Origin of the sequence: Sphingobacterium sp. UBA865 (assembly GCF_002295765.1) — a bacterium.
In the GTDB taxonomy this organism is placed as follows: domain Bacteria; phylum Bacteroidota; class Bacteroidia; order Sphingobacteriales; family Sphingobacteriaceae; genus Sphingobacterium; species Sphingobacterium multivorum.
Map to the genome: position 1 here is coordinate 20611 of NZ_DBGB01000012.1, position 25259 is coordinate 45869.

General features: G+C 40.4%; 17 protein-coding genes and 2 pseudogenes. 7 read left to right on the forward strand and 12 right to left on the reverse strand.

Annotation, left to right across the window (positions count from 1 at the left end):
• The first annotated feature begins 15 nt into the window (after positions 1-15).
• Complete coding sequence (locus B2O97_RS05475; RefSeq protein WP_046672947.1) at positions 16-315, forward strand: GNAT family N-acetyltransferase; 300 nt, start codon at positions 16-18, stop codon at positions 313-315.
• A gap of 24 nt (positions 316-339) precedes the next feature.
• Entirely contained in the window at positions 340-957 is a 618-nt protein-coding gene (locus B2O97_RS05480; protein ID WP_070565331.1) for an alpha/beta hydrolase, read from the forward strand.
• Positions 958-1042: 85 nt separating this feature from the next.
• Here the strand turns inward: B2O97_RS05480 and B2O97_RS05485 are convergent, their stop codons facing one another.
• Positions 1043-2326 (reverse strand): Gfo/Idh/MocA family protein, encoded by a 1284-nt coding sequence (locus B2O97_RS05485; protein ID WP_070565333.1) that lies wholly within the window; start codon positions 2324-2326, stop codon positions 1043-1045.
• 574 nt (positions 2327-2900) lie between these two features.
• Here B2O97_RS05485 and B2O97_RS05490 point away from each other — a divergent pair.
• Both B2O97_RS05490 and B2O97_RS05495 read left to right on the forward strand, forming a co-directional pair.
• Positions 2901-3092, forward strand: a complete 192-nt coding sequence (locus B2O97_RS05490) for a cold-shock protein (protein ID WP_046672944.1) — start codon at positions 2901-2903, stop codon at positions 3090-3092.
• Between the two features lie 186 nt (positions 3093-3278).
• On the forward strand, positions 3279-4403 hold the full coding sequence (locus B2O97_RS05495; protein ID WP_070565335.1) for a DEAD/DEAH box helicase: 1125 nt from the start codon (positions 3279-3281) through the stop codon (positions 4401-4403).
• A gap of 63 nt (positions 4404-4466) precedes the next feature.
• On the opposite strand, the gene B2O97_RS05500 is transcribed toward B2O97_RS05495, so the two are convergent.
• The 3 genes from B2O97_RS05500 to B2O97_RS05510 form a co-directional block, all read right to left on the reverse strand.
• On the reverse strand, positions 4467-6734 hold the full coding sequence (locus tag B2O97_RS05500; protein WP_070565337.1) for a cation:proton antiporter: 2268 nt from the start codon (positions 6732-6734) through the stop codon (positions 4467-4469).
• Between the two features lie 177 nt (positions 6735-6911).
• Positions 6912-7634: a LytR/AlgR family response regulator transcription factor gene (locus B2O97_RS05505; RefSeq protein ID WP_070565339.1), complete on the reverse strand. Its 723-nt coding sequence runs from the start codon at positions 7632-7634 to the stop codon at positions 6912-6914.
• Positions 7624-8364 (reverse strand): histidine kinase, encoded by a 741-nt coding sequence (locus tag B2O97_RS05510; protein ID WP_083295901.1) that lies wholly within the window; start codon positions 8362-8364, stop codon positions 7624-7626. Before B2O97_RS05510 ends, B2O97_RS05505 begins: the two co-directional genes overlap by 11 nt.
• A gap of 294 nt (positions 8365-8658) precedes the next feature.
• On the opposite strand from B2O97_RS05510, the gene B2O97_RS05515 reads away from it, so the two are divergent.
• On the forward strand, positions 8659-8877 hold the full coding sequence (locus tag B2O97_RS05515; RefSeq protein ID WP_046672939.1) for a hypothetical protein: 219 nt from the start codon (positions 8659-8661) through the stop codon (positions 8875-8877).
• A gap of 123 nt (positions 8878-9000) precedes the next feature.
• On the opposite strand, the gene B2O97_RS05520 is transcribed toward B2O97_RS05515, so the two are convergent.
• Positions 9001-10179 (reverse strand): thiolase family protein, encoded by a 1179-nt coding sequence (locus B2O97_RS05520; protein WP_070565341.1) that lies wholly within the window; start codon positions 10177-10179, stop codon positions 9001-9003.
• 318 nt (positions 10180-10497) lie between these two features.
• Between B2O97_RS05520 and B2O97_RS05525 the strand changes: the two genes are divergently transcribed.
• The gene (locus B2O97_RS05525) at positions 10498-11673 is read left to right on the forward strand and encodes an acyl-CoA dehydrogenase family protein (RefSeq protein WP_070565343.1); all 1176 of its coding nucleotides are present in this window, start codon (positions 10498-10500) and stop codon (positions 11671-11673) included.
• Between the two features lie 28 nt (positions 11674-11701).
• Entirely contained in the window at positions 11702-13813 is a 2112-nt protein-coding gene (locus tag B2O97_RS05530) for a 3-hydroxyacyl-CoA dehydrogenase NAD-binding domain-containing protein (RefSeq protein ID WP_070565345.1), read from the forward strand.
• A gap of 201 nt (positions 13814-14014) precedes the next feature.
• Here B2O97_RS05530 and B2O97_RS05535 read toward each other — a convergent pair whose 3' ends face one another.
• From B2O97_RS05535 to B2O97_RS05575, 7 genes and pseudogenes are all read right to left on the reverse strand, one after another.
• Positions 14015-15466, reverse strand: a complete 1452-nt coding sequence (locus B2O97_RS05535) for a bifunctional 2-methylcitrate dehydratase/aconitate hydratase (RefSeq protein WP_070565347.1) — start codon at positions 15464-15466, stop codon at positions 14015-14017.
• A gap of 121 nt (positions 15467-15587) precedes the next feature.
• Complete coding sequence (prpC, locus tag B2O97_RS05540; RefSeq protein ID WP_070565664.1) at positions 15588-16739, reverse strand: bifunctional 2-methylcitrate synthase/citrate synthase; 1152 nt, start codon at positions 16737-16739, stop codon at positions 15588-15590.
• Positions 16740-16749: 10 nt separating this feature from the next.
• Complete coding sequence (gene prpB / locus B2O97_RS05545) at positions 16750-17625, reverse strand: methylisocitrate lyase (RefSeq protein WP_070565348.1); 876 nt, start codon at positions 17623-17625, stop codon at positions 16750-16752.
• A 434-nt stretch (positions 17626-18059) separates the two neighbouring features.
• The gene (locus tag B2O97_RS05550) at positions 18060-19571 is read right to left on the reverse strand and encodes a SusD/RagB family nutrient-binding outer membrane lipoprotein (RefSeq protein ID WP_070565667.1); all 1512 of its coding nucleotides are present in this window, start codon (positions 19569-19571) and stop codon (positions 18060-18062) included.
• A gap of 45 nt (positions 19572-19616) precedes the next feature.
• Positions 19617-22850 (reverse strand): annotated as a pseudogene (locus B2O97_RS05555) (SusC/RagA family TonB-linked outer membrane protein).
• A gap of 272 nt (positions 22851-23122) precedes the next feature.
• Positions 23123-23746: a peptide chain release factor H gene (gene prfH, locus B2O97_RS05565; protein WP_286767076.1), complete on the reverse strand. Its 624-nt coding sequence runs from the start codon at positions 23744-23746 to the stop codon at positions 23123-23125.
• 5 nt (positions 23747-23751) lie between these two features.
• A pseudogene (locus tag B2O97_RS05575) lies at positions 23752-25202 on the reverse strand (RtcB family protein).
• Positions 25203-25259 lie beyond the last annotated feature (57 nt).

The window sequence follows — 25259 nt, forward strand, 5'->3', positions numbered from 1 at the left end:
ACAAAAGAAAAAGTTATGGAAAGAACTGAAATTGTATTAGACAAAAATCAACGTGGGGAGCTCCAATTATTCTCCGACGATCACAAAGCAGGTTTAATGAGCATCGCTATCATTGACGGGAATTTAGTAGTTTACCATACAGAGGTAGACGAAGCTTATGAAGGCCGAGGATTTGCCAAAATACTTCTTGAGAAATTGGTATCTCATGCGCGTGAAAACAACATGAAAATTGTTCCTTTATGTCCTTATGTAAATGCACAGTTTCATCGTCATCCAGAGCTTTATCAGGATGTTTGGTTTAAAAAAACGGTATAAATTACCATAAAAAGAAGGGACAAAATGAGTCATTCAATCAATATTAAAACGGCTGGGCAAAGTTTGGAACAGGCAAAAAAAGCCATCGTCATGATCCATGGTCGTGGGGGAAGTGCAGAAGACATCCTTGGTATGTCATCCTATCTTCATGTCGATAATTTTGCGTTACTTGCACCACAGGCAGAAAATCACAGCTGGTACCCCTATTCTTTTATTGCTCCCGTACAAGAGAACGAACCCTGGTTGAGTTCTGCAATTGATCTGATCGATCATACGGTCAAACTAGCTTTAGCCAATGGAATCCTCACCGAAAACATCTATTTTTTTGGTTTTTCTCAGGGTGCCTGTTTAACACTAGAATACCTTACACGGCATGGTCAACGCTATGGTGGTGCTATAGCAATTATTGGCGGAGTAATCGGTGAAGAAATTAACAGGGATAATTACAAGGGTGACTTTGCTCAAACACCTATTTTTATAGGCACTAGCGATCCAGATTTCCATGTTCCTCTTGAACGGGTGGAAGCTACAGTAGCCATCTTAGAACAAATGAATGCCAATGTAAAGCTCATGGTATATCAAAACGCAGGCCACTCCATCAACCGCGAGGAGATCGATCTTGCAAACGAATTCGTTCTTTAAGAAAGACAGAAATGATCCATTGGTAAGAGTGATCCATTGGTTGTTGATTAACTATGATTAATCAACAACCAATTTTTTCGACACATTAGACTTTAGGGTATTTATAGCCATTATGATAAACTGATGCCAGGTACCTATTCGCTTTCTGATCCGTAAAATGCTGTTGTTCTTTATCCCAATAGAGTTTTTGTCCTGTCCTAAATGCAATATTTCCCAATTGAGAAAAGATGGCAATATGGGCTCCTACTTCAATTGGTGCATGGAGTATTTGTGGATTACGTTGGCGAATGGCAGCCACAAAATTTTCCATATGTTTATCCAAGCCATTGTCTAAAGAAGGTTGGATAGAGACCGCTTCCATCCTTCCTTTTTCTGGAATGACCTCCCATCCCGATCTATTCAACACCAGCGTACCATTGTTACCAATAAATGCGACACCATGATTACGATTATAAGGTCCGAGATCAATACCCTTAGCATGCTCCCATTGGATGTTGAAGCCCTCAAACTCATATACGGCAGTCATGGTATCAGGCGTTTGGCCAGCATCGTCCGGGAATGCGAACTTACCTCCTGAGGCCATGATGGATTTTGGATCAGAAACTTTCATCCCCAGTAAAGCATAATCCAACATATGCACGCCCCAATCTGTCATCAAACCACCCGCATAGTCCCAAAACCAGCGGAAATTAAAGTGGAATCGATTCGAATTAAATGGTCTTTTTTGTGCCGGACCTAGCCATTCCGTATAATGCACACCTGCGGGAACCGGTTCATCGGGTACAATGGGAATAGCACTTTTCCACCCCTGATAAGACCAAGCTTTCACCAATCGTATTTTACCTAATTTACCCGAATGAACAAAATCAATGGCGTCCTGGAAATGTTGCTGGCTCCGTTGCCACTGTCCAACTTGCACAATAGCCTTATTCTTTTTTGCCGCCTGAACCATTAATTGACATTCAAGGATAGAGTTACCAATAGGCTTTTCGACATAGACGTGTTTCCCCGCATTTACGGCATCGATCATTTGCAGGCAATGCCAATGATCCGGAGTTGCAATAATGACCGCATCCACCATTGGGCTGTTGAGCATTTTTTTATAATCTACAAATGTTTCGACATGTATGTTTCTTTTTTGAAGTTCTTCCGCTCTCTTTTTAAGAATATTTTCATCCACATCGCAAAGAGCGGTACAAACCAAGCCATCATTCTTTAACAACGCATTCAAATCAGCCCAGCCCATACCATTTACACCAATTAATCCAACCCGGATGGATTGATCTAAAAAGGTTGAACCTTTCGCATTTAAAAAAAATGTTGAAGCAGCTAAAACAGTAGACGTTTTGATAAAATCTTTTCTATTCATTGGATATTGGTTTAAGTTTTGTTTTTAACGGATATCATCTAAATATCAAATACGAATAGACTACATATGCTTGGATGAATGCCATTTAACAAGAATTACGTTCTTTATTATTAAAAACAAATTACTTCGATGAAAATACAAAAATGAATTTAGGTGCTCGCAAAAAGCATTGTAAAATATATATCGACAATTGTTGCGGAACCTTATGGACAAAACGAAAAAATGGTCGAGTTAGAATCACTCGACCATACATCTACCTATGAAAAACATGCCCGTGGGAGGGGCGCATGAAGTTAATACTAATTTCACGAAGAACAAACATTTTAAAAAATATTTATCTAAATAATTAATAATACTATTAACAATGGAATTATTAATTGATCATGTTACATTGGTTGGAGGGATTGTGTTTTATTAGGCATTTATGTTCAATAATTTCCTTCCTCTAGCGCTGTTCCAATCAACATCTTCTTCAAAAAAAGCCTCAGTTACAGAACACATTTTATAATTCATTTAAAAAAAATAAAAGATTAATCATTTATTATGCCTACCTTGCCGCACTTAATTAAAAATAATGAATACAGGTAAAATTAAATTTTTCAATGAAACTAAAGGTTTTGGTTTTATTACACCAGAGGATGGTAGTGCAGATGTTTTCGTACACGTTTCTGCGCTTAAAAACCAAGTATCTGAAGGCGACGTTGTAACTTATGATGTAGAAAGAACTCCAAAGGGGATCAGCGCTACAAATGTAAAATTGGCGTAATCCAAAAAATACACTTTCTTGTTAATGGGGTAATTCTTAATGACTTATCCCATTTCTTTTTCCTATTCTTCCTTTACAATTTTTCAGCAATCCTTTACTTTTCCGTTGAAGACTTTTAGTTTTCAAATAAAAGCATAAAAAGGATTCTCAAAGGTTTTATTTAAGACAAATTCGAACATACTATTTATGGAATTTAAACAACTCAGTTTAATCGCTCCGCTTTTAAAAGCAATAACAGAAACAGGCTACACACACCCCACTGCAATTCAACAGAAAGCCATTCCAGTTGTATTGCAAGGCAACGATCTTATTGGTTGTGCACAAACGGGAACAGGCAAAACCGCCGCTTTTGCACTTCCGCTTTTACAACGTCTTGAAGAAACTAAGACTTCAGGTAAGCTCGTTCCGATTAGGGCTTTGATCCTTACGCCAACACGTGAACTAGCCATTCAAATTGGAGACAATATAAACTTATACCGGAAATATCTAAAACTAAACTACTGCACTATTTTCGGTGGTGTAAGCCAAGAAAAACAAGTTAAAGAAATTAAAAAGGGCGTCGATATTCTTGTAGCTACCCCAGGCCGCTTACTGGATTTAATGAATCAAAAAATAGTTTCTCTAGATAAAATCGAAATCTTAATATTGGACGAGGCGGACAATATGCTGGACATGGGCTTTATTCATGACATCAAAAAGATCCTGGCCAAAGTTCCGTCAAAACGACAAACATTATTCTTCTCGGCAACGATGCCACCCAATATCCGTAAATTTGCACATGGCATATTACATAAACCTATTGAAGTTGACGTCACCCCGGTAAGCTCAACGGCCGAGAAAGTCAATCAATCTGTATTTTTTGTTGAAAAGAAGGATAAGATCAAATTATTGACGAGCATACTAAAAAAGCTGAAGCATGAGCGTACCATTGTCTTCTCCCGAACAAAACACGGAGCGGATAAAATCGTTAAGTTACTTGCGAAAAATGGTTTGAGAGCAGCAGCCATTCACGGAAATAAATCTCAAAATGCGAGACAAAAAGCGCTAGGTGAATTTAAGGACAGTCATCTTAAAATATTGATCGCTACCGATATTGCTGCAAGAGGAATTGATATCGAACAACTCCCCCTTGTGATTAATTATGATCTCCCTAATGTACCGGAAACCTACGTTCATCGCATCGGAAGAACAGGAAGAGCTGGCCAGGAAGGAAAAGCCGTTTCTTTTTGCGATGTAGAAGAAAGACCATATTTAGCTGATATTGAAAAATTAATCGGACTAAAAATCAAAATAGAAAAGATCAATAAATAGATCTTTATAAAACCTCAAGTAAAAGGCCCTAAATTATTGGATTTAGGGCCTTTTATGTTTTATTTATGGTTTGCGATCTGCCATCAACAGTGTCGATGGCGTGAAAGGAAGCCAATGTACTTTTTTATTGACAATTTTGTTCCAGCTGGGAAGGCTGATCAACATTAAGTCTTGCTCCTGCCAGGTCTCACGGTTTAACTCTTTTTCAGTTATTGTAAGATGATTTGGTACAAGTTGTTCCAATTGCCTCAATTTCTCTTTAAAGCTCTCATTGGTTTTCAGCACTTGGTTGAGATCCCACACAATGACTTGAGCATCGGAATGCTGTATTAGACGCTGTATCATTTCACCAAGAAATTCATCGTTTTTTAAGACAACAGGAACAACCACACGATTTGCCTTTAGAAAATTTTTATCGATTAAGATACCTACCTGTGCATTTACTTTAGCATTGATTTGCTGATTTCGATCGAAAGTCATGAAAGGAGACTCTGCATTTGTAACCGTATGGAATAACTTCTCGGGATTCACAATCCGGGTAGTAAAATCTAAAAAACGCCCCAGTAAGCTTCCCTCATAAATTGATTCACTGACACCCAACAATAATAAGTCCTGATTGCGCTCATTGGAAGTTTGAACAATCTCATTGTCAATATCACTGGAGATTTTAAAAATTGTCTGGATCGGTTGCTCAAGCTGCATCGCCACCTGCTTAATTTCACGGAAACTATCCAGCTCCTGGATTTCCACTTCATAATGATGTAATTCGTTGGCAGGCTCAATATGTAATGCCGTAATTTCAGCGTTCTTTTTTGATTTCAACGTTAAAGCATCAGCCAGATACAATAGTGAAATCCCCGTGTTACTTTTCGCAAAAGACAGTAGAATCTTAAATTTTGATTTATCACGGAAATCTTCCTGTAGTGAATTTTTCTTAGGTCGATAGAGGAAATTGATTAAATCTAAAGATGGTCCCGTCATAAAAGTAGTGACCAACGCCATTACAACCATCATCGAAAATAATTCAGCACTTAAAACGCCAAGATCGTATCCAATATTGAGGACGATAAGTTCCATTAGCCCCCGCGTGTTCATTAAGGCACCAATACTCAAACTATCTTTCCAGCTTTGACCAACAAAGCGCGCCGCTAACGTACTACCTGCAAATTTACCAATAACCGCAACCAAAATAATCCCAATGGTAATCATCCATAACTGAGGGTCATTAAGCAGACCGATCTGCGTGCGGAGACCTGTAAAGACAAAGAATAAAGGTAATAGTAACAAGGTTGAAACATCTTCGATTTTTTCGATAAATGCTGTCCGGAATCGACTCCCTTCGGGCATAATAGCTCCGGCCATAAATGCTCCAAAAAGTGCATGGATTCCGATTACTTCGGTCGCATAAGCCGACAATAACAGCACAATAAAGAAAATAGCAACAACAGGCTTACTTAGGGCTTCTTTACTTCCTTTTACCTCTCCAACGCGCATCAAAAATGGACGAACGATCTTAATCATGATGAGCACATAGGCAACAGCCAGCCCGATGGTATATAATGCACTAGCAAAATCACCCGCTTTGACAATTGCTATCACGACAGCCAGAATACACCAAGCTGTAGTATCGTCTGCAGCGGCGCAGGTAATCGCCATTGCACCTAACTTACTTTTTTGCAACCCCCTTTCTTGTATAATTCTAGCAAGAACAGGAAACGCTGTTATACTCATGGAAATACCAATAAACAAGCTGTAGGATAGAAACTCTACATTTGTGGGTGGATGGAATAGGTATAAAAAATAAGCCAGTGAAATTCCCAACGTAAATGGGATCACAATGCTTGCATGAGAAATGACAACAGCATCATGCGCTTTATTTCGCAGCACATTCAGGTCCAGCTCCATTCCAATGATAAACATAAATAAGATTAGCCCAATTTGGCTCAGAAACTGCAAGTTACTAAGCGATTCTACAGGAAAAAGTGTATGCGAAAATTCGGGAAAATGGAGTCCCAGCAACGATGGCCCCAATATGATACCGGCGAGCATCTCTCCTATGACGACAGGCTGCTTAATCTTTATGCAAATCCAGCCCATGATACGTGCAGCGATAATGATTGTCACGATTTGCGCCAGTAATATCGCTAGCGGATGCTGCAGACTATGGAATAAGGTTGATGTAAAATCGTTCCAGGCACCTTGACTTGTTTTCTGTCCACGCAGCAGCTCTGGAGCCTCCAGCTGTGTCCCCAAATGAATCACCCAATACATCACACCGAGTAACGTACCCACTAACACTACGTAGAAAATTGTATTCCTATATCTCCTCATCTTCAATGGCAATTAAAATAAATATAATGACAATAGCATACTAAGTCCCGACCAATATTCTTTAAACAAAGGGGGGATAAAATACATTCTCAACAAAAATATAATTCTGTTGCAGTTTTAATGCCTTTCAGCAGGTAGGTCTAAGAAAATATGTAATGAACCAAAAGAATTTTGTAATCAACTGAATTTCTCGAAAAACATTTTCTTGTACGATTCGCCCAAATTAAAAACAAGGGGTAGATTTTGTTCGTCCAACAAAGTGCTTGTAATTTCATCAGCCGAGAAAAATTTGACGATCTTGGCTGCAATGATCTCTTTTTTATTGATACGGATAAAATCCTGTTCAGGCAAGATCTCCATCAGCTTATCAAAGCTTATATTTTTCAATAAAATAAATGAACCATCCGCCAAATAAACTGTTTTATCCCGGCTGTCTACTTCAGCTATTTGAACATAGTTAATCTGTTCGAAATACAATACTGTTTTTCCTTTATTCGTATTAAATTGCGCAAACGAGACAGTTTCAGATCGCTTGCTGATTAGCTGCTCAACCTTCATAATGGCTTGTTGAAGACGTTCCAAGGACAGTGGTTTACGCATATAATCTACTGCGTTGATGTCAAATGCCTCGCTCGCATATTGTTTATATGCGGTAGAAAACACAATTGGAAAGTCTTTTAGCTCTATGGCTAGATCAAATCCGTTAAATTCCGGCATTTCAATATCCAGAATACAAAAATCAAAACTCAAATTGCGGTATTCACTCAATAATACAGTTGGATCATTAAAAGTTTTCACCACCTCCAAGCCAGGAATCTGTTCACATAGCATTTTCAAAAATCTCAAGCTTGGTATTTCATCATCCAAAAGAATACATTTCAAATTTTTTTCAATCGGCATACAATCTAATTTGAAGGTGGGCAGTATAAACATCATTTTCTACAAATCTGCGCAGATGATGTCTACCTGGATAATACAACATGAGACGCTCTTCCAAGGTTTTGCTACCTATTCCACTTTTAGACTTTTGCAATGGTGAACGTTTTGATATTCGATTGTTTACAACTAATTCGAATAAACCGTTCTTAAAGGTCAACATGATTGCGATAAAAGAATCCGGACCGTGAAAGTCCGCATGCTTAAACGCATTTTCAATTAAATCAACCGACATCAGAGGAACAAAAGAAGGTGTGTTCAATATAGCGTCATTTAGTTCATCAATATCAAATTTTACGCGGATATCAAATAAAGGGCTTAATTTAACTTTATTAATCTCAATGAGATTGCGGGCAAATTCAATTTCGGCCTTTGGTGAAACGAGCTCATCTTCACTTTCATACAACACGTAATCCAATACCATGGCCAATTTGTCCATCGTATAATAGGTTTGATAAGCATGGGAAAGTATTCCGTTCAACGAATTTTTAAGCAAATGTGGATTTAATTGAGCCCGATGGAAATGTGCTATCTTTTGATTGTCCATACGATTAAAAAGATCTTTTTGTCGTCTATTTTCGACCTCCAATTTCCGGTATTTTTGTCTTAACAATAGAAACAAAACCAATACTACAGCAACAATGGTCAGCAATAATAGAATGATTATATTCGAGATTTCAGTTGTCATGTTCATCCAAACTTAGTTAAAATTTCATTCTAAACGAAAAACCAGTTGCAGAAAACCTGGATAATCAAACTCGTTAACGATCAAATGAAATCTGAGCAATCTAAACAAAATACAGCACTGTAAAATTCTCATGTATTTATTACAAAAATTAACAGTTTCATTACAATTTAGTCACTTTGAAACATTAATTTCAGATTATTATCCTTATATTGAGACTATTGTAATTAGCCGATCAAATGATTGTCTACGCTATTTTGGTTAAACCCGCCTGATTTTTAATCAGGCCTAATATGAAACACTATGGAAAAGCTCATTTTCGAAACTAATGCACAACATCCCAGTCTTGTAGACAAAATTAAACAAGCTGTTGAAAAACTGAATGGCATCCACGAATGGAAAATCGACTTGGATTCTATTTACAATCTGTTAACCATAGAAGGCATTCGATTAAACCCGACGGAAATCGAATCGGAGCTTGCGCTCCATGGCGTCGAAGCAAGTCGTCTATATGAAGAGTAGACAAACGACTTGATAGCAAATAAAATAAGTTTCTTGGAAGCTAGATGGTTAATAACAACCGAATTCAATAAAACTGAACTTCTTCCAGCATAAGATTAATGCATTCTTATGCTGGAAGAAGCATCAAATCTTTTTAATAACCATGGCAGAGGCACCGCCGCCACCATTACATATCGCAGCCAGTCCTAATGATCCCCCTTCCTGTCTTAAGATACTACTAAGTGTTACCACAATTCTAGCTCCCGAACATCCCAATGGATGCCCCAAAGATACCGCCCCCCCATAAACGTTTACTTTGTTCAAGGGTAAGCCTAAAATTTGTGCATTTGCCAAAGCGACAACAGAAAAGGCTTCATTAAATTCGAAATAATCAATATCATCAATGGTAAGGCCTGCTTTTTTTAATACTTTATTTGTGGCAATACTAGGCGTTGTCGTAAACCATTCTGGCTCTTGTTCAGCATCAGCATAAGCAATAATCTCGGCTAAGGGGACAAGTCCAAGTTCTTCCAATTTTTCACCAGACATGAGCAGTACCGCAGCAGCTCCATCACTTATCGTCGATGCGTTCGCTGCAGTTACAGTCCCCTCTTTTTTGAAAGCGGGTTTAAGCTCAGGTATCTTGTCAAAATTAACCTGAGAAAACTCTTCATCCCGCGAAACAAGCACCTCTCCTTTTCGACTCTGTACCGTTATAGGTTGGACTTCGCTCAAAAACTTATTTTTTTGCCAAGCATCGAGACTTCTTTTATAGGAACTTATTGCATAATTATCCTGTTCTTCACGACCAATATGATATTTTTCGGCGCATAGTTCCGCGAAGACTCCCATGGCATCATTTGAATAGGCATCACTCAAGCCATCGCGTTGCAAGCCATCACTCAGGCTTTGAGCACCAAACTTAGCACCCCAGCGCATAGCATCTGCATAGTAAGGTACCCTGCTCATGCTTTCCATCCCCCCTGCAATCACAACATCCGCATCTCCCAATAGAATACTCTGCGCAGCAACCGCTATGGCTTTCATGCCACTTGCACATACTTTATTGATGGTTGTTGCAGTTGTATGATCTGATAAACCGGCGAAACGAGCAACCTGTCGAGCCGGCGCTTGTCCTAAATCAGCTTGCAAAACAGCCCCCATAATAATCTCGTCGACTAAATCACTGGCAATTCCAGCTTCATCAACAACCGCTCGGACAACCCGGGCTGCGAGCTTCGTGGCTGAAATTGACGATAGCGCTCCACCAAAGCTTCCAATTGGTGTACGTTTCGCTGCAACGATAAATACGCTTTTTGACATGATATAAAAATTTATAATTGTTTTGCTAAAATTAGGAGGCCTATCCTAAGCGTATCCGCAACAGCCCTTCCTCGTCTTAAAGATAAAAAATATAACAGATACCCCACAACAAGTCGGTTTTATTTTTTTTATAAAAACAGAATAAATAGAAAAAAAACAACCCAAAAACTTCCCTACTTAAACTATTAAACGAAAAATAAAGAATAAAAATTTGTAAAAAGCCAAGCCTTTTCGTTAAATTCGTTTAGATAACATCCTAATGGACGGGCATTCAAAAGGCCCCCTTACATAAGATAACCAGAAGCAAGATAAACGATTATGCAGACAATCCGGTTTACAGCTGAACATCAGATTTTTCGCGATACACTTCGCGCATTTATTCGAAAAGAGATTACACCTTACATCGATGATTGGGAAAAACAGAGGGAGATCGACCGGAAAGTGTGGAAGAAAATGGGTGATATGGGATTTATGGGTCTCAATTATCCAGAAGTGTATGGCGGACTAGAACTCGATTTTTATTATTCCTTGATACTCTGCGAAGAATTATCGTATTGTTTTTCTGGCGGATTTACCATTTCCGCGCTTGTCATTCAGTTTATGTCGGCTCCATACCTACTGAAATATGGATCAGAAGATCTGAAAGTACGCTATCTTAAACCGGTTATTGCTGGTGATATGATCAGCGCTGTTGCTATTACTGAACCCGGGGCTGGTTCTGACGTAAAGCAGATCAAAACAACAGCTGTCCGCGACGGAGATTTTTATATTGTCAACGGATCTAAAACATTTATTACCAACGGTTACTACGGTGATTTTTTCATTACAGCAGTCAAAACGGCTCCTGACCAAGGAACAAAAGGAATAAGCTTGTTAATTATTGACAGAAATGCAAGCGGAGTCTCTTCAAACAAAATCAATAAATTAGGTTGGCACGCCTCAGACACTGCCGAACTAGGTTTTAATAATGTGCGAGTCCCTATTTCTCACCTTGTTGGCATTGCCGGAGAAGGATTTCGCTATTTAATGGATGGACTTCAGTTGGAAAGGCTTACCGCAGCTGTTCATAGTCTCGCTACCGCAGAATCCGCGTTTCAATACACGCTTGATTATATCGCACAACGCGAAGCCTTTGGAAAAAAGATCCAGGAATTTCAAACCATACGGCACCGGATCGCACAAATGGCAGCCAATATTGCTACCACGAAAGCCTTTGTCTACCATTGTTGTGATCTCCAAGACCAAAACGAATATGCAGTCCAAGAATGTTCCATAGCGAAGCTACAAGCAAGTGAGCTCGCCGTCAATGTCGTAAACCAATGTCTCCAATTATTTGGCGGTTATGGCTTTACAGAAGATTATAAAATCGCACGTTTATATCGCGATGTCCGTGTCGGCACCATTATCGGAGGAACCTCAGAAATCATGCTCGAAATTATCGCGAAAATGACAATAGATCATGTGACTTATCAATCCGGAAAGTCCAAACAATAGAAAGCTTTTAAAAATCAGGACCAATACAATGGATGAAAATAAATCTTATAGGACACACCCTCTCTTTCGTGTAGAACAGGATAATCATCATATCATTACAATCCAACCTCTATCGGCAGCAGCTCCAGAGCAGTTGGATATGATAGGCTATCTCACACAATTTGTCGATTTGGTTACGTTCATTCTCGAACGGGAAGATACGGTAGGCGTCGTATACACTTGCCCGATTCAAGACGAAAAAATTGAGTATGCGCAATTATTTAGGCAGTTTTCTTCGAGCCGCTCGAGCCCTTCGGACTTATTCGAGCTTACATCAAAAGTTTTGCGTTGGGAAACGTTTAAAAAGCCAATTGTCTCTCTTTTCACTAACAATTGTACTGCGATTGCCCTAGCGACTATGCTATGGTCTAATTATCGTATCGCCTCCGAAACACTTCAGTTTGGCTTTCCGGAAAGTAGGTATGGTTTGTTTACGGCTTTTGGTGCAACGATCTATTTGCCAGCATTGATAGGTACTGAAAATGCCCTAAGTCTGTTGACACAAAGCAAACTTGTGAGCAGTGAAGAAGCACATCAACTTGGGTTAATCAATGAATTGGCGCAGAAGCCGGACGATTGCCTACCTTTAGCAAAAAACTGGATTCTTCATCCTCCCAGCATTGATGCCAACCAGCACACAAAACAAATGGACGAACTGGGGCCCGAAGCAATTCTCGCTATCCAAAAAAAAGCACGCGGCTTATACGCCGGCACAAATGCAGTTATTGAATTATTACAAAAAAAACAATTATCTACACCGTTTGAGGCCGCCGAGCAGGAAGCAAACTTGTACCTGCACGTATTAAGACGTCCCGAGCCACTCAGCATGGTCCGTACACTTCATTATGGTGTCCAATTGGCGAAATCACCCAAAACTATAAATCATTTTGAAGATTATAGCCTAAAAAAAATAGGCATTCTGGGTGCTGGAATGATGGGTTCGGGGATCGCTTATGAGGCGGCCCGGGCAGGAATAGAAGTTGCTTTAAAAGACGTTACACTTTCCCAAGCCCAACGCGGCAAAGCTTATGCTAAGCAGGTTTGTGAAAAATCACTGGCTTTAGGGGCCATGACCGCATCCCAAGGGGAACAATTGCTTGCACGCATAAAACCAACGGAACAAGTCGGTGATCTGAATGGATCTGACTGTATTATTGAAGCTGTATTTGAAGATTTCCACCTAAAAGCTAATGTCACACAAGAAAGCTTACCCTATTTAAGTGAAAATGGGTTCTTCGCGACAAATACGACATCATTGCCCATTACGGAGCTTGCTTTCGCAAGCTCCGAACCTAAAAGTTTTATCGGCATGCATTTCTTTTCTCCTGTTGACCGCATGCCTCTTGTCGAAATCATCTGTGGTAAACAAACCGCGCAAAAAACGTTGGAGAAAGCACTCACCACAGCTTTACGCCTCAATAAAATTCCGATAGTCGTACAAGACGGTCCAGGTTTTTTCACCTCGCGTATTTTCTTCAACTATTTACTGGAGGGTATTACAATGGTATTGGAAGGAATCTCTCCAACTCTTATTGAAGAGGAAGCGATAGCTGCAGGTTTTGCCGTAGGTCCCTTAGCGGTATTAGACGAAATCTCCTTGGAACTAATGCTCCATGTATATGATCAACTTCCACAACTACATGCCAGCCAAAAGCGCGCATACAATTACCTCAAAGGTATGGTGGATCAAGGAAGAAAAGGAAAAAAATCAGGCGCCGGATTCTACGATTATGACACTGAAACCAAAAAGAAGAAAATTTGGAAAAACCCTATAATTGCATCTGTAAAGGAAAATATAACGGCTACAATTATCCGTAAGCGTTTATTGCATGTTATGGCATTGGATAGTTACCGATGCCTCGCAGAAGGTGTACTTCATCAACCCATCGATGGCGATATTGGTTCCATCTTAGGGGTTGGTTATGCAAGCCATACAGGGGGGGTATTCGGTCACATCGATCTCACAACACTTCCTCTATTCGTTTCGGAATGTCAACTATTTCAGCCCTACGGTGAACAATGGGATATTCCAGCATCTTTAAGAGAGCTGGCAGATAAAGATTTCAGATTTTATAATGGTTTCGACTCAAACTGGTCTTAAAACCGACCTGTGCTCAACTGAAGAAGTTGTCTAGCACCTATTAAATGCTACCCTAACAGATAACCATTAAAGGGTTAAAAAACTACCAAACAAAGGATTACATCTTTAAAACTAAATATTCTATATAATTGCGTAATGATGTTATAAAGTACTAAACAAAAGCTAGGGCGAAAAATAGGGTGAGTCGCCCTAGCTATATCATTAGCGCACAAACAAATCCATGAGACGCGAAACATCCTGTTCGAGGAAAGTATCGTAGTCCAAGGTAGCTGCAAGTATTTCCTTTTGCTGTTTTTCAGAAAATACCCGAGCAAGATTTGTTTTGTATTTTTCAATTAACTTAGGTATTCCTTCTGCCCTCCTTCTTGGATGACCTATTGGGTATTCGACAACTACCTCAGGCAATAAGGTCCCATCAGTCAATTCAATGGTCAAAGCATTTGATATCGCCCGCTTTTGTGGATCGTGATAATCAAGGGTGAATTGAGTATCTTCGATACAATAAATTTTATCGCGCAGTGCATCAATTCTTGGATCAGAAGCGATATGATTTTCATAATCTTCAGCTGTCAGACGTCCAAAGATCAGCGGCACAGCAACCATATACTGAATACAGTGATCACGGTCTGCAGGGTTGTGCAAAGGCCCCTTTTTATCGATAATCCGGATAGCCGCTTCATGTGTACGAATGGTAACACGGGCAATATCCGAAGTACTTTTTCCGAATTCCTTCAATTGCTGATGAAGTAACATTGCTGCTTCGGCTGCAGTCTGTGCATGGAACTCAGCGGGAAAAGAAATCTTAAAAAGAATATTCTCCATCACATATGATCCGTAAGCACGTTGAAATTTAAATGCACTTCCTTTAAAGGATACATCGTAGAATCCCCAGATTGGAGCTGTCAAAACAGATGGATAGCCCATTTCTCCTGTTTTTGCGATCATGGCCAGTCGAACAGCACGTGAAGTTGCATCTCCGGCTGCCCATGATTTTCGGCTACCTGTATTTGGTGCATGCCGATAAGTGCGTAAAGCTTGTCCATCGACAAAAGCCAAAGAAACCGCGTTGAGCAATTCCTCTCTTGTGAGACCAAGGAGCCTACCTACCACCGCTGTTGAAGCTACCTTAACCAAAATAACATGGTCCAAACCCACTTTATTAAACGAGTTTTCAAGCGCCAAAACACCTTGTATCTCATGAGCCATAATCATTGCCTCGAGCACCACTTTAGTTTTCAATGGTTTTTGACCATGCGTAATATTGGTTCGGCTCAACCAATCTGCGACAGCTAAAATTCCCCCTAAATTATCGGATGGATGGCCCCATTCTGCAGCTAGCCAGGTATCATTAAAATCCAGCCATCGAATAATCGTGCCGATATTGAAGGCAGCCTGAATGGGATCCAATTGAAAATTTGTACCCGGCACCCTTGCACCATTCGGTACAACGGTCCCTGCCACAACTGGCCCCAACAATTTAGTACAGGCAGGATAAGTCAATGCTTCCAAGCCGCAGCCGATGGTATCGAGAAAACAGTAAAATGCTGTATTCCAAGCAACTTTTTCCTCAATTTTATAATTTAGGACATAATCCACAATGTCCACTAAAACCTGATCCGGTTGTGGTCTTTCATTTGATATTGCTGAACTCATTCGTGTATTTCGTATAAGACTATCGTTCTATTTATTAATATAATTCGTTTTTTTTATGCGCTAAATTCTTCCTCTCCCCCCTGTTCAAAAAGCACTTTAAACACCTTTCATTAATCCAAATTTACCGTTCGGAAAGAGGTACAAAAGGTCTATCATCGGGACCAATGTAGTTTGCACTCGGCCGGATAATTTTTCCATCCTGACGTTGCTCAAAAACATGCGCTGACCAGCCTGTTATACGTGAGAGAACAAATAAGGGCGTAAACATCTCCGTTGGAATCCCCATAATATGATAGGACACGGCGGAGTACCAATCCAGGTTCGGAAACATTTTCTTTTCTTCCCACATAACTTTTTCCAACCGCTCCGCGATCAGGTAGAGTGTCATGTCTCCTGCTTCTTCCGACAGCTCTCTCGCAACTTGTTTTATCACTTGATTTCTTGGATCCGAGATCGTATACACCGGATGGCCAAATCCAATAATGACTTCTTTATTTGCCAATCGTCTTCGGATATCCTCTTCCGCCTCATCAGCATTTGCATAACGACTCTGAATTTCGAAAGCGACCTCATTGGCTCCGCCATGCTTAGGTCCACGTAGCGCACCTATTGCCCCTACTATACAGGAATACATATCTGATCCTGTTCCTGCAATTACCCGAGCGGTGAATGTGGATGCGTTGAATTCATGCTCCGCATATAAATTAAGTGAAATTTGCATCGCTCTCACCCAAGACGGCGATGGGACCTTTCCGTGCAGGAGATGTAGAAAATGTCCGCCTAAAGTGGAGTCCGAAGTCTCAACCTGCACCTCACGTCCATGCTGACTAAAGTGATACCAGTACAACAGTGCTGAAGCCATCGATGCCATCAGACGAGTTGCAATATCCCGTGCACCAGCAATGGGATGACTATCCTTTTCTGGCGATACACTACCGAAAAACGAAACATAAGTCCGTAAAACATCCATGGCATGGGCTGTAGATGGCAACTGCTTAAGGACTTGTTGAACAGTAATAGGTAGGCCACGTTGACTGATCAACTGACTTTGATACGTGACGAGCTGCGCCTGTGTTGGTAGACTTCCATAAATAAGTAAGTAAGCAACCTCTTCAAAACTTGCCTGATGCGCCAGATCTAAAATATCATAACCCCTATAATGCAGATCATTACCACTTTTTCCGACAGTACTCAAAGCCGTATTACCAGCTGTTACACCAGAAAGTGCTACACTTTTTTTAGGCTTAAAACCTGCGCCGTTTGTCTCTTCCATCTGAATATAATTATTTGTTAAACAATTGATCCAATCGATTTTCATAAGCATAATAATCGATACTTCTGTATAACTCCTCTCTCGTCTGCATATCGTCGATCACATTCAGCTGCCCCCCATCTTCCCGAATATGACGATAAACAGTTGTAGCGGCTTTATTAGCTGCACGGAAGGCAGATAGCGGATAAAGGACAATAGAAACATCCGCTTGACGAAGTTCATCCAGGCCAAACAACGGTGTTTGTCCAAATTCGGTGATATTCGCCAAAATCGGAAGGCCTGTTGCCGCACTAAATTGAACGTATTGCTCCAAATGATGCACCGCCTCGGCAAAAATAAAATCCGCTCCGGCTTCTTTATAAGCCACTGCCCTTTCCAAAGCAAGCTCAAGGCCTTCGGAAGCCAGTGCATCTGTACGTGCACCAATGGCAAAATGTTCATCCGTGCGTGCATCCACCGCCGCTTTCAGACGGTCAACCATTTCAGATCGAGAGACGAGCTCTTTCCCAGGCCGGTGCCCACAACGCTTAGCTCCCACCTGATCCTCCATGTGTACTGCCGCCGCGCCCACTTTAATTAAAGACTTTATTGTACGTGCCACATTGAATGCCGAAGGACCGAAGCCAGTATCAATATCCACCAGCAAAGGAAGCTTACACACATTTGTAATGCGATCCACATCAATCAAAACATCCTGAAGTGTTGTAATCCCAAGATCCGGAATCCCAAGAGAACCTGCTGCAACACCACCTCCAGAAAGATAAATAGCTTTAAAACCGGCCTGTTCAGCCAAAAGAGCATGATTCGCATTGATCGCTCCAACAATTTGTAATGGTTTTTCATTCTTGATCGCTTCCTTAAAAAGGAAGCCCGGGGATTTTATCATAATATCGAATTTGAAATTCCATGCCCTATAACCTCCTTTAGATGCAGGTTACAGCGACTACTTAAGTTTACTTAGTCTGAAGGAATTCTTTTGAGGCCCTTCCTCTTAAAGATACTAATTATCACCGCAATAAAACAAATTATTTTCTACATTAAAGGTCAATGACAGAAGAAAATACGGTAATAGTCCCTATTAATTATAAATAAATTATTTCAGCGGCTAAAGCTTTCCCGCAGTCTGCTAAATGGCCTTAACAACCGTGTACTATTTTTTCTAAGGGAGGATACAGTAGCAATCAAAAAGCCCCAACTTTTGATGTTGAGGCTTTATCAGAAAGGTTAACAGGACGTCTTGCACCGAAGGGGTAAAATTGTCATTAAAACGAGCAAAAAAAAGCGGGATCTTTCGATACCCGCTCAATAAAGCATTTTAAACTAGTTTTTACCGTTATTTTTAGCCCACCATAAGCGTTTTCCCCAGTTATAATCCACAGTCCCTTGCGCAGCTGCTGTAACGTTATCCGTATTATATAGGTATTCATTATTCGGATAAGGCAGGCGAAATGGTTGGTCTGTATGTGGAGTTGCTGAATTTTGAATTTTTGAAGGATAATTGGTGCTAGGAATTCCCGTCCTTCTATACAAACTCCAGGCTTCAAAATTTTCTTTAAATAAAGCGACCCACATATCCCAATAGATACGATCCTTCGACCCATCAAATTTTCCCGCTCCGGCTAAATAAGCATTCACAGCTGGTTCAGCAACTTCGTTATCTTCCATAGATAGCCTAACTGCTGTTTCATAGGCTGCTTTAGCTGTAATTCCAACATTATAACCTAATAATGCGGCTTCAGCCAACATATAATAAGTTTCACAGGCTTTATAAAAAGGTACTGCCCCAGCAGGGTTATTGATATAATGGAGTCCAATCCATGAAATTGATGTTGAAGGGGAAGGATTAGTCAACGAACCATTAACAAACCCAACATATTTACCGGCATTATTTTTCTGCGCAATGGACTCAATCCGAGGGTCGTTCGTTTCCGTTAAATGATTGATAAAAATATCAAACATTCCCCAATTGTTGATGCGTTTACCGTAAATACCAGACTCATACCAAGGTTCCATATAAGGCAGATTTCCAGGGAAAAACATTTGACAACTTTCCGCATTGGTCTCAATTAATGGATATTTTGTCTTATTTCCAGCAATTTCCTCTATTGTAGATTTAGCTAATGCCGGAGCAACGGAAGAAATGCGTATTGCCATCCGCAAGCGTAGCGAATTACAAAACTTCTGCCACCTTAACATTTGTGTTTTTACATCCGGACTACCACTATTAGCCTCTCCATAGATGACGTCATAGTTACCAACATCATCCGTTCCAATACCAGCCGCCAATTCATCAGCAATTGATTTGAGATCCGCTAAAACTGCGGGAAAAACATCCTCCTGTTTATCATATTTGGCTTTCAATACCGAACCATCTTCTGGCCGTCCTTTAAATGCCTCTGAATATGGAATATCACCCCAGCCGTCCAATAAATAAGACCACATGTAGTTATTCCAAATTCTTGCTATAGCCCTTGTATTTTTATACCCTTCAGCATTGGCTTCTGTCTTTTTAAGCAGGTCTTTCATTTGGGTGATATTATAGTAGCAAGCAGCCCAACGATTGCCATAGGTATTATTTGTCGGAATCAATCCACTCAGGTTATCTGGATATTGAATTTTAACAATATATCCAGCAAATGTACCATAACCATCAACGTCGCCGCCAAACTGGTCTCCGGCATTTCGCATCACGTTGACCAACATATTTTGTGGTGGAACGTCATTTAAAGCATCCGGATCGGTATTAATTTTCTCAAAATTTTTGGTACAACCTGTCACCAAAAGAACGGCTAACAAAGGCGTATATTTAAATTTTTTAATGAAAGTATTCATAATCATAATTTTTTGGGGTTCTATATCTTAAACTTTATGTATTAATTAAAATGTAAAACCAAGTTTAAGACCTATACTTCTTGAGTTTGGAACTGTCGCTTGCTCAAATCCTACACCTCTAGAATCGCTAGATACACCTCCCGCTTCGGGATCTAACCGCATCGTATTTGATTTATGCACCCAAAGCAAGGCTAAGTTGGTACCCGTTACAGAAATATTAGCCCGCTTAATCCCTTTTATTTTACTATATAAATGTTTTGGTAAATTATACGAAATATAGGCCTCTCTTAATTTCAGGAAAGAACCATCAAAAACATACATTTCGGCAATTCCGCCATTTTCGTACCAGTCCTGCGCTGACGTTTCTATGGTATTTGCAACCCAGCCTCCTTTTCCGTCCGACATTGCAAATCGTTCATTCTTCATCACATCCCGACCTGCTACAATTGCCCTTTCACGAATGCCATCCGCAGCAGTGATTTCAGCTATACCCGTCGCATAACCATGGGACATCGTTTGTGACCAAATATCTCCCCCCTTACGAAAATCGAGCATAAAGCCAAATCTAAAATCTTTAAAGGTGAAGTCATTACGCATCGAAGCCAAGAAGTCCGGCACAGCATTACCAATCACTTGACCATCAAGTGGTGTAGAAACCAGACCGTTAGAACCCACTTTAATAGCACCTTTCATCGGTCCATCTTTTACACGATCGTATCCGGGGCCAACCAAGCTTCCCCAAGGGCGCCCCACAGAAGCCATATTGGAGATGCCCCAAGTCCAACCCTGTCTGTAATCTTTCAAGCCCAATTCAGGATAAAGTTCAACAACCTTGTTATTATCTTTTGAGAAGTTGACAGTTGTTGTCCAATTCAATCCATCTTCACGTTTCAGGATATCACCGCGTAATTGAACTTCAATACCCTTGCTTCGAATTTCTCCCGCATTTAAGAAGATACTACTAAACCCAACCACATTGGAGGTCGTCACTGGAAGCAATTGTTTTTTATTTATTTTTTGATAATAGGTAAGGTCTAAATGAAGACGGTCTTTGAATAATCCAAGCTCAGTACCGATTTCATAAGAAGTGATAGCTTCAGGTTCCAGGCCTTCGATCGCATAGACCATACTCTTGTACATTTGCGCTAGGTTATTATAAGCATCTGTTTGTGCATAATAATAGTTTCCATTTTGATAAGGTTGTGTAGCGTTACCTACTTTCACCAAATTAAATCGCATTTTCCAAAAATTCAAATAATCACTTTTCAGACCTTCAAATGAAGCTGTCGGAATCCAGCTTAAACTTGCCGAAGGATAGAAAAAGGATTTCCGTAGTGTCGATGACCAGTCATTCCGTGCTGTCAGATCCAAATATAATTGATCTTTCCAGCCCAAATTTGCCTGAGCGTAAACCGAATTGGATCGGCCTTTCGAATGATCCATAAACGTGTAGGCATCTCCTATTTTATTCGCAATCGTATAAACGCCTAATACATTTAATCCTTTGGCCCCTAGTGTACTTGTTTCATATTGATAATCGCGGTAGTTAGCACCCAAAATACCTGTCAAACTCAAATCCCCAAATTGTTTATTGAAATTTGCGATAAAATCTGCATTAAAATCGGAATTGCTATTTTTTATGTCATTGAACTTACCATCTTGGTTATCAAAGTTAAAATAAGTCGTCTCAAACATATGTGTGTTATAGTAATCCAATCCTACACGTCCCTCAAATTTCAAAAAATCAAAAGGTTGATAATATAAGGATGTCTTACCGAAAACACGGTTCATCTTCATCGCATTACGGGATTCATGCATCGTATAAAAAGGATTCATATGATAAGCGGAATTCCAATTGTAATAGGTATATTTCCCTTGCGCATCTTTTTGATCCCAATTATTTTCCAAGTCTTGCATATCCACCTGGCGACCAAACCAGATCAGGCCGTTCATTGGATTTGCTGCATCATATCCCTGCGTGACCAAGTTGTTACTTTCTGTACGCGTAAAGTTACTCATAATGTCATAAGACACTTTATCGCTAACCTTATATTCATTGTTCAGCTGGGCAGTATATTTTTTCTGATCTGTATTAGGTACTGTTCCCTTTTGATCCCTAAAGGAAATAGATGCACGTGTAGAAGATCGATCTGATTTGGAAAGCAATGAAACATTATGGTTTTGGGAAAAACCTGTCTGGAAGAACTCTCTAACATTGTTTTTATGTGAATTCCATGCTGTTGCCTGGCGTACACCATTCACAACCGGACTGTTAAACTGTGGTATCAACAAACCAATGTCCATGCGAGGCCCCCAAGATTCATCGATATTATCATTAACACCAATGTTTCCTGTGCCATCAACGTAACTGAATGAATTCTGCGTTACATAATCCTGATAAGATAGATTTCCACCAAATTTCTTAAAACTGTATTCATCCCCCCGTGATCCTTGACCATATAAATTTTGGTACTTCGGTAAATTGGCGGCTCTGTCGATGGAAAAATTACCATCGTATGAAATCTGGACTCCGTTTTCGGCCCGTTTTCCAGATTTTGTGGTAATCATAATAACGCCTGTACCAGCACGCATACCGTATAGTGCTGCTGCCCCACCTTTCAGTACGTTGATGCTTTCGATATCATCTGGATTAATGTCGTTTAGACCCTAACCGTAATCCACCCCAGTATAGGTATTATCTCCGGAACGCTGAGAGTTATTTGTAATAGGAATACCATCCACTACGATAAGCGGTTGCTGGTTTGCCTGTAACGACGTGTTTCCGCGGATCGAAATACGCGCTGAAGATCCGATCGCTCCACCAAATTGGTTTATTTGGACACCTGCAACTTTACCCGCCAATGCTCCTGTTAGACTATGTTGTCCGGCATCTGTCAATTCCTTGGCTTTAACCTCCTGCATGACATAACCCAACGATTTCTTCTCTCTTGTGATACCTAATGCGGTAACCACCACTTCGTCTAAATTCTCCGCTGAAGATTCTAATGTAATGCTTAAATTCGTTTGATTATTCAGTTGAAACTGCTTGGATTTATAACCAACTGCAGTGACATTTAAAACTCCTCCACCTGTATATGTTAATGAAAATCCACCATCAATTCCTGTCTGCGTGCCGGCACCGCCTCGAATGGTTACCGATACCCCTGGTATTGGTTTGCCATCCTGATCCAACACTTTACCTTTAAGTGCTGTTTGGGCATAAAGCGCAGAACATACTAGTATATTGGATGCTAGTATTGCAATACTTCTTTTGTTCATAAGCTAGTCTCTGTTAGTTAGTTTAAAATGCTTTTATAAAATCTAAATTATGCAAATGTTAAAACAGAGCACGCTATGATATTGACCAATATTACCCATATTTTAACATCAAATGTTAAAATATTACAAGTCTAACACAGCTAAATCCCGATCATTGACTTTCAACAAATAAACTGCAAGCATTTTTCAAATAAAAAAAATTAACGCTAAAAAACAAACCCTTGCCAAAATACTAGCAAGGGTTTTCGCTTCAGTAAAACAGTAAAAATAACTTACTTTTCAATAAATTTTTGTCCATGAAAGACGCGTTTTGCCTGTCCCCGTGACACCTCGATTTGATCTTTCCATTTTTGTACTTTGGTCGCGTTTAACTTGGCCTGCCCTAAATCCCGAAGACGTGCAGCCAAGCGCAGCATTGCAATCTCCTTATTCTGCAATTGGGATCTCGTATCCATCACCTGAACACTCACCCCTGTCGGTGCATGCGTAGCTCTGACGCCAGAACTTACTTTATTGACATGCTGCCCACCTGCGCCGCTACTCCGCATTGTTTGGAAATATACATCTTTCAAATTCAACAGTTTTTCCTTTTCCTCAGGATCGTACATTTTAACGTCGACAAACCAATTCTTCCGTTTGTGTAAAGGACGAAAAGGGCTTTTACACACCCAACAGATTGTACCAACCCAATGATCAATCAATTGTTCCATATCTCTTCCGCTCAATCTGACGATTAACGAACAAGGAAGTCCATCAACGTCTTCTCTTTCTATTTCCGTGACTTCTACACCAACTTTACGGCTTTCAACAGCGAGTCTATCGAATACTAGCCGGACAGCCATATTACATTCCTTAGGACCTCGTCCCGAAGAAACCTGTAAATACCTTTCTTCCATCACCTTTATTTGTCCATGCGTACAATCTTCGGACTAAACGTTCCGAGAACATTCACCAGTTCCTCCTGCAATTTCATCACCCGATGAATATCTTTATAAGCACGTGGCGACTCATCCAACGCGCCCCCGATCAACTCCACACCACATGCTTCCAGATCTTTCAACATGGCGCTTTTTGTTAAATTATTTTTGCAGGCAGATCTCGACATGACCCGCCCCGCTCCATGGGATGCCGCGACTGTAAACTTAAGGGGTTTCCCCTCCCTTCCACAATGAACCCCGGTGCTGTCATCGAGCCGGGAATCACCCCCAACACACCCTTTCCAGCAGGAGTTGCTCCCTTCCGATGAACGATATATTCCTCACCATTCACGAATTCCTTCCATGCGAAATTATGATGATTTTCGATCGTTACCACGGGGTTACATCCAAGTGCTTTAGCCAAACGTCGGTGGATATCCGTATGACAGGCCTGGGCATAGTCCCCTGCCAAATTCATTGCCATCCAATATTCTTGTCCTTCTTGGGTTGATAAATCCAACCAGGCCAAATGCTGCACATGACGAGGTAATGGACACAGTTGGGCAGCCAGACTCGTATAATGTTTAGCGATATGTGCTCCCAGGCCGCGAGAACCACTATGGGATAAAATCCCCAAATACTGCCCTGGATCCATCCCCCATTCGTTCCGCACGGTATGAAGCTCAACAATGCCCATTTCGACAAAATGATTTCCGCTGCCAGAAGTCCCGAATTGCCTATAAGCTTTCCCCAACAGGGATTTTAACAGCGGGATTTCCTGAAATTCCGCCCTACTGAAAATGATGTGATCAGACTTCTCACGATGCGTGTCGGTTAAACCAAATTTGGTATTTTCCTTCAATATATTTCTCAGTTGAAATTCTCGTCTTTTAAAATAACTGCCAGGTAAGTCGAATATCGACAGGCTCATCCGGCAACCGATATCCACCCCGACACCATAGGGTATAACGGCATTTTCTGTAGCCAGCACCCCACCGACGGGAAGCCCATAACCTGTATGCGCATCTGGCATCAATGCACCTTGCCTTGAAATAGGCAATTGCAATGCATCGTACAATTGTCTTTTCGCCTGCTCATCAATTTCATTTGCACCAAATATGTTAAATGGAGCTCCATGCGCGCTCAGCTCCCGGACACGTATTTCTATGGGCTGCACCAGTCCTTCAGAAAGCTTTCCCCATATTTTATGCTCCATAAATCGCTCCGGAGCTTCTAAAAGCTCAGCAAGTTCAAGAAGAATGGTTTCTTTATTTTCTTTCTTTCGATACCTTGTGATCAGTCCCAAAGCTGTGTTAACTATATTATTTTGTGGAAAACCTATTTTTATTAGATCTTTTCCAGATAATTTACTTCCCATTTTTTGTAAAAAACATACATAATTAGCCACCAATTCCATCGTAGAAATCGGCAGCATTTTTGAAAAAATTTCGGGAATATTCTTTTAGAGATAACGAATCTATTAAACAAATGC